The organism is Pseudomonas sp. B611 (assembly GCF_055407965.1).
Genome location: NZ_JBUZST010000002.1, coordinates 414295 through 430484 on the forward strand (window position 1 = coordinate 414295; position 16190 = coordinate 430484).

General features: G+C 62.7%; 17 protein-coding genes and 1 other RNA gene. 8 read left to right on the forward strand and 10 right to left on the reverse strand.

What is annotated here, in order from left to right:
• Positions 1-10 precede the first annotated feature (10 nt).
• The gene (locus ACZRMO_RS06910) at positions 11-664 is read left to right on the forward strand and encodes a gamma-glutamylcyclotransferase (protein WP_124526853.1); all 654 of its coding nucleotides are present in this window, start codon (positions 11-13) and stop codon (positions 662-664) included.
• Here ACZRMO_RS06910 and glpT read toward each other — a convergent pair.
• Entirely contained in the window at positions 661-1998 is a 1338-nt protein-coding gene (gene glpT / locus ACZRMO_RS06915; protein WP_005792400.1) for a glycerol-3-phosphate transporter, read from the reverse strand. The genes ACZRMO_RS06910 and glpT overlap by 4 nt on opposite strands.
• Before the next feature lie 292 nt (positions 1999-2290).
• The gene (locus ACZRMO_RS06920) at positions 2291-3268 is read right to left on the reverse strand and encodes an NADPH:quinone oxidoreductase family protein (RefSeq protein ID WP_207040398.1); all 978 of its coding nucleotides are present in this window, start codon (positions 3266-3268) and stop codon (positions 2291-2293) included.
• 150 nt (positions 3269-3418) lie between these two features.
• Here ACZRMO_RS06920 and ACZRMO_RS06925 point away from each other — a divergent pair, with 150 nt between their 5' ends.
• Entirely contained in the window at positions 3419-3826 is a 408-nt protein-coding gene (locus ACZRMO_RS06925) for a flagellar basal body-associated protein FliL (protein ID WP_099585937.1), read from the forward strand.
• Between the two features lie 118 nt (positions 3827-3944).
• On the opposite strand, the gene ACZRMO_RS06930 is transcribed toward ACZRMO_RS06925, so the two are convergent.
• The 4 genes from ACZRMO_RS06930 to ACZRMO_RS06945 all read right to left on the reverse strand — a co-directional run bounded on the left by ACZRMO_RS06930 (position 3945) and on the right by ACZRMO_RS06945 (position 9334).
• Entirely contained in the window at positions 3945-5063 is a 1119-nt protein-coding gene (locus ACZRMO_RS06930) for an ABC transporter permease (protein WP_463972344.1), read from the reverse strand.
• Positions 5063-7780, reverse strand: a complete 2718-nt coding sequence (rbbA, locus tag ACZRMO_RS06935) for a ribosome-associated ATPase/putative transporter RbbA (protein ID WP_463972345.1) — start codon at positions 7778-7780, stop codon at positions 5063-5065. Before rbbA ends, ACZRMO_RS06930 begins: the two co-directional genes overlap by 1 nt.
• A complete protein-coding gene (locus ACZRMO_RS06940; protein WP_463972346.1) occupies positions 7777-8742 on the reverse strand; it encodes an HlyD family secretion protein in 966 nt (321 codons plus the stop codon). The genes rbbA and ACZRMO_RS06940 overlap by 4 nt, the downstream gene beginning before the upstream one ends.
• Positions 8743-8884: 142 nt before the next feature.
• Positions 8885-9334, reverse strand: a complete 450-nt coding sequence (locus ACZRMO_RS06945) for an EVE domain-containing protein (RefSeq protein WP_124526849.1) — start codon at positions 9332-9334, stop codon at positions 8885-8887.
• 194 nt (positions 9335-9528) lie between these two features.
• On the opposite strand from ACZRMO_RS06945, the gene ACZRMO_RS06950 reads away from it, so the two are divergent.
• Positions 9529-9678: a hypothetical protein gene (locus ACZRMO_RS06950; protein ID WP_092355790.1), complete on the forward strand. Its 150-nt coding sequence runs from the start codon at positions 9529-9531 to the stop codon at positions 9676-9678.
• Between the two features lie 22 nt (positions 9679-9700).
• Here the strand turns inward: ACZRMO_RS06950 and ACZRMO_RS06955 are convergent, their stop codons facing one another.
• From ACZRMO_RS06955 to ACZRMO_RS06970, 4 genes are all read right to left on the reverse strand, one after another.
• A complete protein-coding gene (locus tag ACZRMO_RS06955; protein ID WP_463972347.1) occupies positions 9701-10315 on the reverse strand; it encodes a 5-formyltetrahydrofolate cyclo-ligase in 615 nt (204 codons plus the stop codon).
• A 57-nt stretch (positions 10316-10372) separates the two neighbouring features.
• A non-coding RNA gene (ssrS, locus tag ACZRMO_RS06960) (6S RNA) lies at positions 10373-10551 on the reverse strand.
• A 30-nt stretch (positions 10552-10581) separates the two neighbouring features.
• A complete protein-coding gene (locus ACZRMO_RS06965; RefSeq protein ID WP_124526847.1) occupies positions 10582-10899 on the reverse strand; it encodes a cell division protein ZapA in 318 nt (105 codons plus the stop codon).
• The gene (locus ACZRMO_RS06970) at positions 10896-11105 is read right to left on the reverse strand and encodes a TIGR02449 family protein (RefSeq protein WP_003177365.1); all 210 of its coding nucleotides are present in this window, start codon (positions 11103-11105) and stop codon (positions 10896-10898) included. The genes ACZRMO_RS06965 and ACZRMO_RS06970 overlap by 4 nt, the downstream gene beginning before the upstream one ends.
• A 138-nt stretch (positions 11106-11243) precedes the next feature.
• Here ACZRMO_RS06970 and ACZRMO_RS06975 point away from each other — a divergent pair, with 138 nt between their 5' ends.
• Genes ACZRMO_RS06975 through ACZRMO_RS06995 form a run of 5 tightly spaced genes read left to right on the forward strand, consistent with a single transcriptional unit; the run spans position 11244 to position 16033 of the window.
• Positions 11244-11801 carry a YecA/YgfB family protein gene (locus tag ACZRMO_RS06975; RefSeq protein WP_017739071.1) on the forward strand — a complete coding sequence of 186 codons (558 nt, stop codon included), beginning with the start codon at positions 11244-11246 and terminating at the stop codon, positions 11799-11801.
• Positions 11802-11821: 20 nt separating this feature from the next.
• Complete coding sequence (pepP, locus tag ACZRMO_RS06980; protein ID WP_026137093.1) at positions 11822-13144, forward strand: Xaa-Pro aminopeptidase; 1323 nt, start codon at positions 11822-11824, stop codon at positions 13142-13144.
• Complete coding sequence (ubiH, locus tag ACZRMO_RS06985) at positions 13141-14328, forward strand: 2-octaprenyl-6-methoxyphenyl hydroxylase (RefSeq protein WP_124526845.1); 1188 nt, start codon at positions 13141-13143, stop codon at positions 14326-14328. Before pepP ends, ubiH begins: the two co-directional genes overlap by 4 nt.
• A complete protein-coding gene (locus ACZRMO_RS06990; protein ID WP_463972348.1) occupies positions 14321-14806 on the forward strand; it encodes a DUF4442 domain-containing protein in 486 nt (161 codons plus the stop codon). The genes ubiH and ACZRMO_RS06990 overlap by 8 nt, the downstream gene beginning before the upstream one ends.
• 9 nt (positions 14807-14815) lie before the next feature.
• Positions 14816-16033: a 2-octaprenyl-3-methyl-6-methoxy-1,4-benzoquinol hydroxylase gene (locus ACZRMO_RS06995; protein WP_463972492.1), complete on the forward strand. Its 1218-nt coding sequence runs from the start codon at positions 14816-14818 to the stop codon at positions 16031-16033.
• Positions 16034-16190 lie beyond the last annotated feature (157 nt).

Here is a 16190-nt window from a genome sequence, read left to right on the forward strand (position 1 = left end):
GCGATCTGCCATGACCGTTATTGAATCCGATCTTATGCAATTGGCTTACCCTCCGCGGCTCGATCTGGGGCCGCAACTCACTCACGAACAGTTGATGAGCTCGATGCAGGCCACCATGGGCCGGCACAAGGGTGGGCCGGTCTGGCTTTTTGCTTATGGTTCGCTGATCTGGCGCCCGGAATGTTCCTCGACGCAACGGGTGCGGGCACGGGTCCACGGTTATCACCGGGGCCTGTATCTGTGGTCCCACGAGCATCGGGGCACGCCGGAAGTGCCGGGGTTGGTGTTTGGCCTGGATCGCGGCGGCTCTTGCAGCGGGTTTGCCTACCGCTTGCCGGAAGATCAGCTGGAAGCCTCGCTGTACGCACTGTGGTGCCGCGAAATGCCCTATCCCTCATACCGGCCACACTGGCTCAGCTGCCGTCTGGAAGATGGCAGTCAGGTGCAGGCGTTGGGGTTTGTGTTGGAGCGGCACTTGCCCAGCTACGCCGGCAACTTGCCGGACATTGTGCTGAACCACGTGTTGCAAAGCGCTTGCGGGCGTTACGGCACTACGCGCGATTATGTCGAGCAGACCGTCAACGCCCTGCGTAGCCACGCCATGCCAGATAAGAATCTGGAGGCGCGGCTCAAGCGTTGTGCGAAGGATTGTTCAGGCGGTTAACGCGCCGAACTGACGCTGTTGGTGTGCCACAGCGTGGGGATCAGGAACGCAATCGCCAGCACACACGCGCCGATCAGCAGCACAAAACCACCGTCCCAGCCGAAGTGGTCCACGGTGTAGCCCATGGCCGCACTCGCCGCCACCGAACCGCCCAGGTAACCGAACAGGCCTGTGAAGCCCGCGGCCGTACCGGCGGCTTTCTTCGGTGCCAACTCCAGCGCCTGCAGGCCGATCAACATCACCGGGCCGTAGATCAGGAAGCCGATGGAGAACAGCGCGATCATGTCGACCATCGGGTTGCCCGGCGGGTTGAGCCAGTACACCAGGGTCGCGACCGTTACCAAGGCCATGAACACGATACCGGTCAGGCCACGGTTGCCACGGAAGATCTTGTCCGACATCCAGCCGCACAGCAGCGTGCCCGGAATACCCGCCCACTCGTAGAAGAAGTACGCCCACGACGACTTGTCGACGGTGAAGTGCTTGGCTTCCTTGAGGTACGTCGGCGCCCAGTCCAGCACGCCGTAGCGCAGCAGGTAGACGAAGACGTTGGCGAAGGCGATGTACCAGAGCATTTTGTTGCGCAGCACGTACTTGACGAAGATTTCCTTGGCGCTGAATTCATCTTCGTGGCTGGCGTCGTAGCCTTCCGGGTAGTCGTTCTTGTACTTCTCGATCGGCGGCAGGCCGACCGACTGCGGGGTGTCGCGCATGGTGATGAAGGCAAACGCCGCCACGGCCAACGCCACGGTGGCCGGCACGTAGAACGCCGCGTGCCAGTCGTTGAACCACGCCATGCCGAGCAGGAACAGCGGGCCGATCAGGCCGCCGCCGACGTTATGCGCCACGTTCCATACCGACACCACGCCGCCGCGTTCTTTCTGCGACCACCAGTGCACCATGGTCCGCCCACTTGGCGGCCAGCCCATGCCCTGGGCCCAGCCGTTGATGAACAGCAAAATGAACATCATGGTCACGCTGGACGTTGCCCAAGGTGCGAAACCGAAAATGAACATCACACCCGCTGAAACCAGCAGGCCGAAGGGCAGGAAGTAGCGTGGGTTGGAGCGGTCGGACACCAGGCCCATAAGGAACTTGGACAGGCCGTAGGCAATCGCGATGGCCGACATCGCCAGGCCCAGTTCGCCACGGGTGTAACCCTCGTCGATCAAGTAGGGCATGGCCAGGGAGAAGTTTTTGCGCAGCAGGTAGTAGCCGGCGTAACCGAAGAAAATACCGGCGAAGATCTGCCAGCGCAGGCGTCGGTAGGTGCTGTCTATTTTTTCTTCAGGCAGGGGCGCCTGATGTGCGGCAGGTCGAAAGAAAGCAAACATTCAAGAGCTCCAAATTTCTTGTTTTGACTGCGGATGCGAATGTTACAGTTTCGTTACCGAAAATAGCATCGCCTCTTATCTGCAAACACAGGAAATGAGCGCAAGTGCATGTTCTCTTACGAACATGTCGCGAATGGATAAGTGTGGGTCGTTATTAATTCTTGAGATCAAAGCAGATCAAAGGTGGGAGCGGGCTTGCTCGCGAATGCGGTGGATCAGTCACCGAATATATTGACTGACCCACCGCATTCGCGAGCAAGCCCGCTCCCACACTGATCGCATTTCAAAGCTATTAGCGGGTTTGGACGACTACCTTGCCCACCGCCCGGCGCTGCCCCAAATCATTGATCGCCTGCGCCGCCTGCTCCAGCGCATACACCTGCGACACCAACGGCTTCAACTTGCCCTCGCCATACCAGGTAAACAACTGCTGGAAATTCGCCGCATTATCCTGCGGCTGGCGCTGGGCAAACGAGCCCCAGAACACGCCGACCACCGCCGCGCCCTTGAGCAACGCCAGGTTCACCGGCAGCTCGGGAATGCGCCCGCTGGCAAAGCCCACCACCAGCAAGCGCCCGTTCCAGGCAATGCTGCGGATGGCCTGGTCGAACAGGTCGCCACCCACCGGGTCGTAGATCACATCCGCGCCGTTGCCGTCGGTGAGGCGCTTGATCTCGTCTTTCAGGCTGGTTTCGCTGTAGTTGATCAACTCATCGGCGCCGGCCGCCTTGGCCACTGCGAGTTTGTCGGCGCTGCTGGCGGCGGCGATCACGCGGGCGCCCATGGCCTTGCCGATTTCCACGGCGGCCAGGCCCACGCCACCGGAGGCGCCGAGGACCAGCAGGGTTTCGCCGGGTTGCAGGTGGGCGCGTTGTTTCAGCGCGTGCATCGAGGTGCCGTAGGTCATGCTGAAGGCGGCGGCGGTGTTGAAGTCCATGCTCGGCGGGATCGGCAGCACGTTGTAGCCCGGCACCGCGACCTGCTCGGCAAAGCTGCCCCAGCCAGTCAGGGCCATGACCCGGTCGCCGACCTTGAGGTGGCTGACCTTCTCGCCGACTTCACTGACCACGCCCGCCGCCTCGCCACCCGGCGAGAACGGGAAGGGCGGCTTGAACTGGTACTTGCCCTCGATGATCAAGGTGTCCGGGAAGTTGACCCCGGCGGCATGCACGTCCAGCAGGATCTCGTTCTTCTTGATCGCTGGGCTGGCGACCTCTTCCAGCACCAGGGTTTCGGCAGGGCCGAAGGCTTTGCACAGCACAGCTTTCATCGGACTATTCCTTTGGGCGTCGTGGCCGATAAGTGTAGAAGGGCAGGTCTGTGGGTCAACGAGCATGCTCGTGCCTGATAAGTCGCCATAAGCTTGTGCTCAGCGTTGCTAGCGTTATGCTAGCGCGCAACCGAATGTGAGGAATGAACTGTGAAAGCGTGGATCCTGTTGATGCTGGCCCTGACCCTGCCGATGGCAGCCCAGGCCGAAGAAGCCAAGGAAGGCGAGGCGCCGAAAGTCAGCTACATCAGCCTCAGCCCGCCCTTCGTGGGTAACTATGGCCTGGATGGCACGGCCAAGCTCAAGGTGTTCAAGGCCGACATCGCCCTGCGCGTGACCGGCACCGAAGCCGCCGCAGCGGTCAAAGCCAACGACGCGTTGATCCGTAATCAGTTGGTGGCGCTGTTTACCCAGCAGACCAACGAGACCATGAGCACGGTCGAAGGCAAGGAGAAGCTGCGCCAGGAAGCCCTGAAACAGACTCAGCAAGTGATGAATGACGAGACCGGCAAGCCGGTGGTGGAAGACCTGTTGTTCAACAACCTCATCATTCAGTAAGCCGGGCGCTTCGCGCCATTCGCGAGCAAGCCCGCTCCCACAGTTGACCGCGTTTCAACATGAGAATGCGGTCAACTGTGGGAGCGGGCTTGCTCGCGAAGAGGCCCTGACAGTCACCTCAAGACGCCAAACTCTTCCTGAACCTGGCCAACGCCACCAAGAAAAACACCAACCCAATCCCCGCCAACGCCAGCAAATCCGGCCACACCACCCCCACCCCCGCATCCCGAAACAGAATCGCCGCACTCAAGCTCACAAAATGCGTCGACGGCGACCCCTGCATCACCCACTGCAACCACTCGGGCATGCTGTCCAACGGCGTACTGCCGCCGGACAACAACAGCATCGGGATAATCACCGGGATCGCCAGCAAGCCAAACTGCGGCGTCGAACGCGCTAGCGTGGCCAGGAAGATCCCCAGCGCCGTACTGGCAAACAGATACAGCGCCGTCACAAACAGGAACAGACTCAGCGACCCGGCCAGCGGTACGCCGAGCAACCCCTTCACCACCACCTCCAGTGAAATCCACGTACACAACACCACCACCAGCATGTTGCTCCAGATTTTCGCCAGCATGATCTCCAGTGCCGTCAGCGGCAGCACCAGCAAGTGGTCGAGGGTGCCGTGTTCCCGCTCGCGCAGCAGCGCGGTGCCGGTGAGCACGATGGCGAGGATGGTGATGTTGTTGACGATCTGGATTACCGCCAAAAACCAGCCACCTTCCAGGTTGGTATTGAACAGCGCCCGCGTCGTCAGCAGTGCCGGCGCCTGGCTGGCGGCGTCGGTCTGGCCGCCGTAGGCCAGCAGTTCGCGCTGGAAAATCCGCCCGATGTAACCGGCGCCCATGAATGCCTGGCTCATCGCCGTGGCGTCCACGTTCACCTGCACGCCGGGCTGGCGACCGGCCAACAGGTCGGCCTGGAAGTTCGCCGGCACGTTGATCACGAAGGTGTACTCGCCACTGTCCATGACCTTGTCCAATTGGTCGTAGGGCAACGGCACGGGCGCCTGGAATTCGGGCGGTTGCAGGGCCTCGGCCATTTGCCGCGAGAGTGCGCTGTGGTCTTCATCGACAAACGCCACGCTGGCGTTGTGCACGCCAATCACCGAACCGGCGGCGGGCATATAGATAGCCACGGTGAAGGCGTAGAACAGAAACAGCAGCAACACGCTGTCATGGCGCAGGCTGGTGAGTTCCTTGAGGCCCAGGCGCAGGATGTGCGCGAACTTATGCATCAGGCCTCCTGCTTCTTGAGCATGATCAGGCTAAGCCCGGTAAACCCGACAAAGAACCCGAACAGCGCCAGGCATTGCGGCCACAACTGGCGCAGGTCCAGGGCTTTGGTGAAAGTGCCCACGGCGATATCCAGGAAGTGCCCGGCCGGAAACAGCATACCCATCAAGGCTGCCGCACCTTCCAGGGACGAGCGCGGCACAATCAGCCCGGAGAACTGGATGGTGGGCAGGCTGGTGATGATCATGGTGCCGAGGATCGCCGCGATCTGGGTGCGGGTGAATGCGGAAATCAGCAGGCCCATGCCGGTGGTGGCCAGCACATACAGCAGGCCGCCGAACGCCAGCGTCAGGCCGCTGCCTTTGAAGGGCACGCCGAACAGCCAGCGGTTCATCGCCACCAGCAGCGCCAGGTTGACCAGGCTGACGGCCAGGTACGGCGCCTGTTTGCCCAGCAGGAATTCCAGGCGCGTCAGCGGCGTGGCGTAGAAGTTGGTGATCGAACCCAGTTCCTTTTCCCGCACGATGCCGAGGGCTGTGAGCATCGCCGGGATAAACGCGAGGATCAGTGCCATCACGCCGGGGCCGATGGCGTTCACGCTGACCACGTCCTGGTTATAGCGAAAGCGCGTTTCCAGCTTGGCCGCTGCCTGGCTGTGTTGCGGCAGGCTGCTCAGTTCGCCCAGTTGCTGGAGGTTGGCCTGGTGTACGGCCTCGACATAGTTGCGGCTGGTTTCCGCGCGAAACGGCATGCCGCCGTCGAGCCACGCCGCCACGCTGGGTTGGCGCCCGGCGTAGAGGTCGCGGCCAAAGCCCGGCGGGATCTCCAGGGCCAGTTTGATTTCCGAGCGTTGCAGGCGCCGGTGCAGTTCGTTCGAATCCTGGATCGCTGGCTGCTCGGCGAAGTAGCGCGAGCTGCGGAACGCTTCCAGATAGGCACGGCTCTGCGGCGTCTGGTCCTGGTCGTAGACGGCAAAGGCGAGGTTTTCCACATCCAGGGAGATGCCGTAGCCGAAGATCACCATCATGAACATCGCCCCCAGCAGGGCAAACGCCATGCGCACTTTGTCGCGCAGCAGCTCCTTGCCTTCGCGGCTGGCCACCGCCAACAGGCGCGTCAGGCTGAAGCCACGCTTGCTCACGGGCGGCGCGGTGGTTTCGCTGACGGTGGCGGTGGGTGCGCTGGGTTCGGGCTCGCCCTGAGCCTGTTCCAGGCAGGTGACGAAGGCGGCTTCCAGGGTGTCGCCGTGGAATTGCCGTTGCAGCGCGTCGGGCGTGTCGCAGGCGAGCACCTTGCCGGCGTGCATCAGCGAGATGCGGTCGCAGCGCTGGGCTTCGTTCATAAAGTGGGTGGACAGGAAGATGGTCACGCCCTGTTCGCGGGACAGTTCGATCAGCAAGCGCCAGAAATCATCCCGCGCGGCCGGGTCAACGCCCGAGGTCGGTTCATCGAGGATCAGCACTTCCGGGCGATGCAGCACCGCCACGGCCAACGACAAGCGCTGGCGCAAGCCGAGGGGCAGTTCGCCGGAAGGTTGCTCGGCCACGTCACCGAGGTCGAAACGCTGGATCAGCTCATCAATGCGCGGGCCGCTGTCGGCCTTGGGCAAATCGAACAGTTGCGCATGCAGCACCAGGTTCTGGCGCACGCTGAGTTCGCCATACAGCGAAAAGCTTTGCGACATGAACCCCACGCGCTTGCGGGTGGCCAGGTCCTTGGCGTTCACCGGGTTGCCCAGCAGCTTGGCGCTGCCTTCGGTGGCCGGCATCAGGCCGGTGAGGACTTTCATGGTGGTGGTCTTGCCGCAACCGTTGGAACCGAGAAAACCGAAGATCTCCCCGCGACCAATGGCGAAGCTGACCTGGTTCACCGCCGTGAAGTCACCAAAACGCAGGGTCAGGTTGTGGGCTTCGATGGCGATGTCGGTGTTGTCGCTCTCGCGCGGCGGGATCACCAACGGCTGGTTGTTGTGGGCACTGTCGCCCTGGAAGTGGGTGAAGGCCTCGTCCAATTTGCCGCTGGGTGTAACAGCCGCCAGCTCGCTGCTGAGGCCATCGGCGATCAGCTTGCCGCGATCGAGCATCAGGCAGTGTTCGAATTGTTCGGCTTCTTCCATGTAGGCCGTGGCCACCAGCAGCGTCAGTTGCGGGCGTTCGCTGCGTACGGTTTCGACCAGTTCCCAGAAGCGGCGGCGCGACAGCGGGTCGACGCCGGTGGTCGGTTCGTCGAGGATCAGCAGGTCCGGGTCATGGATCAGCGCGCAGCACAGGCCGAGCTTCTGCTTCATCCCGCCGGACAGCTTGCCCGCCGGGCGTTCGGCAAAGCGTGCGAGGTCGGTGGCCAGCAGCAGGTTGTGCATGCGCTGGTCGCAATCGGCTTTGGACAGACCGAACAGGGTGGCGAAGAAACGGATGTTTTCGCTGATGGACAACTCGGGATACAAGTTGCCGCCCAGGCCTTGGGGCATAAAGGCGATGCGCGGGTACAGGCTGTTGCGGTGGCGGCGGTCCTGGATCGAGCCGCCAAGCACCTGCAATTGGCCTTCCTGAAGCTTTTTGACCCCGGCGATCAGCCCCAGCAGGCTCGACTTGCCCGCACCATCCGGGCCGATCAAGCCGCAGCGTGTGCCGGCGGGCAGGCTGAAGGCGATGTCGAGCAGTGCCTGTTGCTTGCCGTAGCGATGGTTGATCCCGGTGGCGTGCAGCGCCAGGCCGGTCATTGCAGGTTGGCCGGCCAGTCGATATCGGCCGTGCGCACGTAGCCGGCGCCGGGCATGCCCGGTTTGGCTTGGGGCACGGCGTCGGGGTGGGTCAGGCGCAGTTTGACGCGGAACACCAGTTTCTGGCGCTCGTCGCGGGTTTCCACTTCTTTGGGGGTGAACTGCGACTTGGCGGCGACAAAGCTGATCTTGGCCGGCAGCGGTTGCTGGGGCAGGGCGTCGAGCAGGATGCGCGCTTCACTGCCGACGGTCAGGCGACCGGTGACGGAGGCGGGCAGGTAGAGGTTCATGTACTGGTCGTTCGGATCGATCAGCAACAGCACGCGTCCACCCGCGCCAAGCACTTCACCGGGTTCGGCCAGACGCAGTTGGATGATGCCGTCGATGGGCGCGCGCAGGCTGCTGTCGTCGATTTCGCTGTTGAGCTGGGCGACCTGGGCCTGGGCGGCGCCGATGGTGGCTTTTACCGAATTGACCTGGGCTTGCGCGGCGATCACCGCCGCGTTGCCGGTGTTTTGCCGGGCTTGCTGCTGGTCGATCAATTGGCTGCTGGCGAAGCCGCGCTTGTACAGTTCCTGGGTGCGCTTGAGTTCCTGGTTGGCCAGCAACTGCTCGCTTTGGCGCAGTTGCACATTGGCTTCGGCGGCGGCGAAGTTTTCCTTGGCGCGCAGCACTTCGGCTTCGGCCTGGGCGCGTTGGGCTTCGAGGGTGCGGGTGTCCATGCGCGCCAGCAGTTGGCCCTTGAGCACCTTGTCGCCTTCATCCACACGCACTTCCGCCAGGCGCCCGGGGATCTTTGCGGCGATCTGCACTTCAGTGGATTCCAGGCGCCCGTTGCCCATGCTCAGGCCTTCGGGCAGGCGGTCCTGGGTGGAGCGCCAGTAACCGAAGCCGCCGGCGCCGAGCAGCAGGGCGATCAAGGCGATGGCGAAAATACGGGAGGTGTGGTTGTTCTGCGACATGGCGGCTTCCTGCGGCATTAGCGTCCTAGTTTGACCGGACGGCGCCCAGAGGCGGTTGATACCGGTCAAATGAAGCGCAAGCCTAACGCGCTTGGCGCACAGATGCATGCGCCAGGCGCGTGACCGCCGGGTTCCGGTGCGATCAGCCCAGGGCCAGCACCGCCGCCCATTGTTCGGCAGTCACCGGCATCACGGACAAGCGGCTGCCTTTTTGCACCAGCGGCAACTCGGCGAGGGCGGTTTGTTGTTTCAGGTAGCCCAGGCCCAGCACCTTGGGAAAGGTTTTGACGTGCGCCACATCGATCGCGCTCCACGGGTTTTTCTCCGGGGTGGCCTTGGCGTCGAAATAGTGGCTTTCCGGCTCCAGCGCTGTGGGATCCGGGTAAGCCGCCTTGATGATTTTGCCGATGCCGGCAATCCCTGGCTCCGGGCAGCTGGAGTGGTAGAAGAAAAACTCGTCACCCTCGGCCATGGCGCGCAGGAAATTGCGCGCCTGATAGTTGCGCACCCCGTCCCAGCGGGCTTCGCCGAGCTTTTCCAGGCCCTTGATGGAGAGTTCATCGGGCTCGGATTTCATCAGCCAATAGGCCATTTGTGCGCTCCTGAAAATGGGATTGGGCAAGTTGTCAGGCAATTAAATGACAAACCGACAGTCGGTTGGCGTCAAGGTTTGCGTGTTGGTTCACGTTACCGCAGAATGCCCGCTTTTAAGCTTGACGCCGCTGCAACGGACTACTTTGGAACGTTGTTGTCATCGTGTACGAGGTGCCTGAAGGGGGGCAATCGATGCAACGTAAACCGGATTTACTATGGATTTTGGTTATTTTGTTTGGTCTGGGCGTCGTGACCACCGGGTATGCCCAAAGCCTCTGGTCGAACAAGACCGATGCACCCGTTGAACTGACTCAGCAGCAACCGCAACCGTTCAAGCGCTGACCCTTCTTCCAGACGCCGCTGTTTACTGCGGCGTCTGCGCGATATACCACTGCTTATCCGTGACGGTGCCAGCCAATGGCACATCCCAGCTCGCCTGCGCCAATCGTTCGACCTTCTGACATTCATGGGCCAGGCCCAGCAGCGTCGGCTTGCGCCAGCTCTTGCGGCGCGCCAGGTAAGCGAGGCTGCGGTCGTAGAAGCCGCCGCCCATGCCCAGGCGCCCACCCACATCATCGAAACCGACCAACGGCAATAACACCAGGTCCAGCGCCCAGACCTTGCGCTGCTGGCCGATGTTCACCCGTGGCTCGAGGATGCGGAAGCGGTTGGGCCGCAGCTTTTCCCCGGGGCGCACGCGCTGGAACACCATCTTGGTACGCGGCCACGCGCTGAGCACCGGCAGGTAGGTGGCCTTGCCCCGGCGCTGGGCGGCGCGCAGCAGCAAGCGCGGATCGATTTCACCGTCCGTCGGTAGATACAGGGAAATATGTTTGGCCCGGCGAAACAGCGGCTGCTGTGCCAGTTGCCGATACAGGCCGAGGGCGGCCTTGCGCTGCTCGCTCGGCGTGAGTGCGCGGCGGGCTTTGCGCAACATGCGTCGAAGTTGCGGACGGGAAAGCGGCGCAGGTTCGGTCATGGTGTTCGGCTCATAAAACAATGCCAGTCCGAAGACTGGCATTGAGTTTGGGAATTCAGGCTCCCCGACAGAGCCGCTGTCGACTTAGCCCTTGAACCCGAAAGTTCAAGGTGGAAGAAGCAGTAGGCTTTAAGGCTTTCCGTCTAGCGGACATGCACACCAGCCCAACGTGCAACTTCCAGGGTAGTGCGAATCGGCTCAGGGACATCGCCGACTGGCAAACACGCCAGGGAGTGCGGCGAGTATACCTTAAACGTCGGCGGCAATCAGCCCTTGGGTGCGTCTGAATCGGTGGAAAGCACCAGATCCACACGTTCCAGCAGGTCGCGCACCTGCTCGCGCGTCGAGCCGCTGGCCTGTACATCAGGGCGTTCCTGCTTGTGCAGCAGATCGTGGGTGATGTTCAGCGCGGCCATCACGGCGATGCGGTCGGCGCCGATGACTTTGCCGCTGCTGCGGATTTCACGCATCTTGCCATCCAGGTAGCGGGCGGCGCTCACCAGGTTGTTGCGCTCTTCCTGGGGGCAGATGATCGAATATTCTTTATCCAGGATCTGCACGGTGACGCTATTGCTTGAACTCATGAGTCTTGCTCCAGGGCCTTCAGGCGCGAAATCATCGATTCGACCTTACGCCGGGCGATTTCGTTTTTTTCAATGAGGTGAGCGCGTTCCTCGCGCCAGGTTTTTTCCTGAGCTAGTAGGAGTCCATTTTGACTCTTAAGTTGCTCGACCCGATCAATTAGCAATTCGAGTCTGGCCATCAGCGCTTGCAGGTCGGTGTCTTCCATTGGGTTCCACTGGATTTGTCTGATGAATGGCAACTGCAGGATAAACGATCTGACGCCCTTGATAGTCTTGGTACGTCTGCCGGTGCTAGGATACAGCGCTCCATTCTAGACATTGCGCCGTCTGGCGCCTAGCTCACCATGCCTATTCAGAACTCCCCGTACGATGCTTTCTCCAAACTGCTGAGCACCAGCGGCCACCCTTGCTCGCCGGCCGAATTGCACGGCGTGTTGCTGGGCCGCAGCTGCACCGGCGTAGGCTTTGATGCCGACAACTGGCTGGCCGATGTGGCTGAGCTGCTGGAAACCGAGCCGACCGAGAACGTGCGAAACGCGCTGATCGGCCTGCAGGAAATGGTCAAGGGCGAGCTGACCGGTGACGACGTTACCGTGGTCCTGCTGCTGCCGACCGACGACGCGCCACTGACCGAACGCGCCGCCGCGCTGGGCCAATGGTGCCAGGGCTTCCTCCACGGTTTCGGCGTCAACGCCGGCGGCCTGGAACTGAGCACCGACGCCAAGGAAGTGTTGCAAGACTTGGCAGCCATCTCCCAGGTGCAAGACGCCCTGGAAGAGTCCGAAGACGGCGAAGGCGACTACATGGAAGTCATGGAATACCTGCGCGTCGCGCCGCTGCTGCTGTTCACCGAGACCAAGAAGTCCGCTGAACCCGCCGCACCCAAGCCGTCGCTGCACTGAGAAAGGACGCCCATCTGCCCATGATTCATATCCCCAGAGCGGAATACACCCGGCGCCGCAAGGCGCTCATGGCGCAGATGGAACCCAACAGCATCGCGATCCTGCCGGCCGCCGCCGTGGCCATTCGCAACCGCGATGTCGAGCACGTCTACCGCCAGGACAGCGACTTCCAGTACCTGAGCGGTTTCCCCGAGCCAGAAGCGGTGATCGTGCTGATGCCCGGTCGCCTGCATGGCGAGTACGTGCTGTTCTGCCGCGAACGCAACGCCGAACGCGAGCTGTGGGACGGCCTGCGCGCCGGCACCGAAGGCGCGATCCGTGACTTTGGCGCCGACGACGCATTCCCCATCACCGACATCGACGACATCCTGCCCGGCCTGATCGAAGGCCGCGACCGGGTGTATTCGGCCATGGGCAGCAATGCCGAATTCGACCGGCACCTGATGGAGTGGATCAACGTAATCCGCTCTAAAGCGCACCTCGGCGCCCAGCCGCCGAACGAATTTGTTGCCCTGGATCATCTGCTCCACGATATGCGCCTGTATAAATCGGCGGCAGAAGTGAAGGTGATGCGCGAGGCCGCACGCATCTCCTGCGCCGCCCATGTACGGGCGATGCAGGCCAGCCGCGCGGGGTTGCACGAGTACAGCCTGGAAGCCGAGCTGGACTACGAATTCCGCAAGGGCGGCGCGAAAATGCCGGCCTATGGCTCCATCGTCGCCGCTGGACGCAACAGCTGCATCCTGCATTACCAGCAGAATGACGCGCTGCTCAAGGACGGCGACCTGGTGCTGATCGACGCCGGTTGCGAGATCGACTGCTACGCCAGCGACATCACCCGCACCTGGCCGGTCAACGGCAGGTTTTCGCCGGAGCAAAAGGCAATCTACGAGATTGTGCTGGCCTCCCAGGAAGCCGCCTTTGCCGAGATCGCCCCCAACAAACATTGGAACCAGGCCCACGAGGCTACGGTGCGTGTCATCACCGCCGGGCTGGTCAAGCTGGGCTTGTTGCAAGGCGACGTCGGCGAGCTGATCGCCAGCGAAGCCTATAAAGCCTTCTATATGCACCGCGCCGGCCACTGGTTGGGCATGGATGTGCATGATGTGGGCGAGTACAAAGTGGGCGGTGAATGGCGTGTGCTGGAAGTCGGCATGGCCTTGACCGTGGAACCGGGGATCTACATCGCACCGGACAACCCGAACGTGGCAAAGAAATGGCGTGGCATTGGCGTACGCATCGAGGACGACGTGGTAGTGACCAAGCAAGGCTGTGAAATCCTGACCGGCGGCGTGCCCAAGACCGTCGCCGACATCGAAGCGCTGATGGCGGCTGCCCGATGAGCCGGGTCAACCTGGCGATTATCGGCGGCGGCCTGGTGGGCGCCAGCCTCGCGCTGGCCTTGCAGGCCGGGGCCAAGGCCCGTGGCTGGAAGATCCTGATGATCGAGCCGTTCGCCCCGGGCGACAGCTACCAGCCGAGCTACGATGCGCGTTCGTCGGCGCTGTCCTACGGCGCCAAGCAGATTTATCAGCGCCTGGGCCTGTGGCAAGAGATTTCCCGCCGCGCCGAGCCGATCAAGCAAATCCATGTGTCGGACCGTGGCCGTTTCTCCACGGCGCGCCTGTCCGCCATGGAAGAGGGCGTGCCGGCGCTCGGCTACGTGGTCGAAAACGCCTGGCTCGGCCAATGCCTGTGGCAAGGCCTGGACAAAGACGTGGTCAGCTGGCGTTGCCCGGCCGAAGTCACGCGCATGGAACCGCTGCCTGACGGCTATCGCCTGACCCTCAACGATGAAACCGTGCTGGAATGCGACCTCGCCGTGCTGGCCGACGGCGGCCGTTCCGGCCTGCGCGAGCAACTGGGGATCGGCGTGAAGACCCGCCCGTACAACCAGAGCGCGCTGATCGCCAACATCACCCCCAGCGAAGCCCACAACGGCGAAGCCTTCGAGCGCTTCACCGATGACGGCCCGATGGCCCTGTTGCCGCTGCCGGACAACCGTTGCGCGCTGGTATGGACGCGCATCGGCATGGACGCCCAGCGTCTGGCCAACCTCGATGAGCGCAGCTTCCTCAGCGAATTGCAGGGCGTGTTTGGCTACCGCCTGGGCACGTTGAAACAAGTCGGCGCGCGTCACCTGTATCCGTTGACCCTGGTGGAAGCCGAAGAACAAGTGCGTTCCCACCTGGCGATCCTCGGCAATGCCGCCCACAGCCTGCACCCGATTGCCGGGCAGGGCTTCAACCTGTCCCTGCGCGATGCCGTTGCCTTGGCCGAAGCCTTGCTGGCCGGGCCGCAAGTACCGGGTGACCTGGCGACCTTGCAGGGCTATCGCGAGCGCCAGCGCCTGGATCAGAAATTGACCGTGGGCTTCTCCGACCAGGTCACGCGCCTGTTTGGCAGCGCCCAGCCGCTGGTCGCCCTGGGCCGCAACATGGGCCTGCTTGGCCTCGACCTGCTGCCGCCGGCCAAACGCTGGTTCGCCCGTCAGGCCATGGGCCTGGGCACGCGTCCCGATGCGTAAGTGGTTGATCGAGCGCCTGGGCAAGGCGCGGCTGTTGCGCTGGATCATGACCCTGTACCCGCCGTATCTGGGTGCGGGGGTGAGCGTGCAGCAGATGAGCGCCGATTTTCGTCACGTCAAAGTGCGTATGGGCCTGGGCTGGTACAACCGCAACTACGTCGGCACGCAGTTCGGCGGCAGCCTGTATTCGATGGTCGATCCGTTCTACATGTTGATGCTCATGGAGAACCTGGGCCGCGACTACATCGTCTGGGACAAGGCCGCGAGCATCGACTTTGTCTCGCCGGGCAAAGGTCCGGTGTTTGCCGAGTTTTCCATCGACGACGCCTTGCTGGACGAGATCCGCCGGCAGACCGAAGGGGGCGAGAAGTACTTGCCCCACCTCAAGGTGCAGATTCATGACGGCGCCGGCACCCTGGTGGCGCGCGTCGATAAAACCCTTTACGTGCGGCGCAAGCCGCCAGCGAGACAGGCTTAAACCATGGACATGCGCGCAGATGTGCTGATTGTCGGGGCCGGAATGGTCGGAAGCGCCCTGGCGCTGGCGTTGCAGGGCAGTGGCCTGCAAGTGCTGCTGCTGGACGGCAGCCCGCTGAGTGTCAAACCCTTCGACCGTGACGCGGCCTTTGAACCCCGCGTGAGCGCGTTGTCGGCCGCCAGCCAGCGAATCCTCGAACGCCTTGGCGTGTGGGACGGCATTGTCGAGCGCCGCGCCAGCCCTTACGGCGAGATGCAAGTGTGGGACGGCAGCGGCACTGGGCAGATCCATTTTTCGGCGGCCAGCGTGCATGCCGAAGTGCTCGGGCATATCGTCGAAAACCGCGTGGTCCAGGACGCCTTGCTCGACCGTTTGCACGACTGCGACCTCGGCCTTTTGGCCAATGCGCGCCTGGAACAGATGCGCCGTTCCGGCGATGACTGGCTGCTGACCCTGGCCGATGGCCGCACCTTGCGCGCGCCGCTGGTGGTCGCCGCCGACGGCGCCAACTCCGCCGTGCGCCGCCTCACCGGCACCGCGACCCGCGAATGGGATTACCTGCACAACGCCATCGTCACCAGCGTACGCAGCAGCCAACCGCACCAGCGCACGGCCTGGCAGCGCTTTACCGACACCGGCCCACTGGCGTTCTTGCCGCTGGTACGCGATGGGCAGGAGGACTGGTGTTCGATCGTCTGGTCCACCACGCCGGCTGAATCCGAGCGCCTGATGGCATTGGATGATGAAAGCTTCTGCCGCGAACTGGAGCGTGCCTTTGAAGGTCGCCTGGGCACGGTGATCAGCGCCGACCCGCGCGTCTGCGTGCCCTTGCGCCAGCGCCACGCCAAACGCTATGTGGCCGAAGGCCTGGCGTTGATTGGCGACGCGGCCCACGTGATCCACCCGTTGGCGGGGCAGGGCGTGAACCTTGGCTTCCTCGACGCGGCGACACTGGCTGAAGTGCTGCTGTCGGCCACCGAACGCGGTCAGCGCCTGGCGGATGTCAAAGTGCTGAGCCGTTATGAGCGCCGGCGCATGCCGCACAACCTGGCCTTGATGGCGGCGATGGAAGGTTTTGAGCGCTTGTTCCAGGCCGACCAACTGCCGCTGCGCTGGTTGCGCAATGCAGGCCTCAAGATGGTCGACCAGATGCCTGAAGCGAAAGCGGTGTTTGTGCGTCAAGCGTTGGGTTTAAGTGGCGACCTCCCAGATCTCGCCAAACCCTGACCTTGAAATACAGTCCCCTGTGGGAGCGGGCTTGCCCGCGATGAGGCCATCAGCCCCACTATAAATCCTACTCATGCAACATCTGGTAACGCCTCCACCAAGCGCCAGCAAATGTGAGTCCTTATCATTTGCCCTCTTTTTGCAAATGAGAGACCGC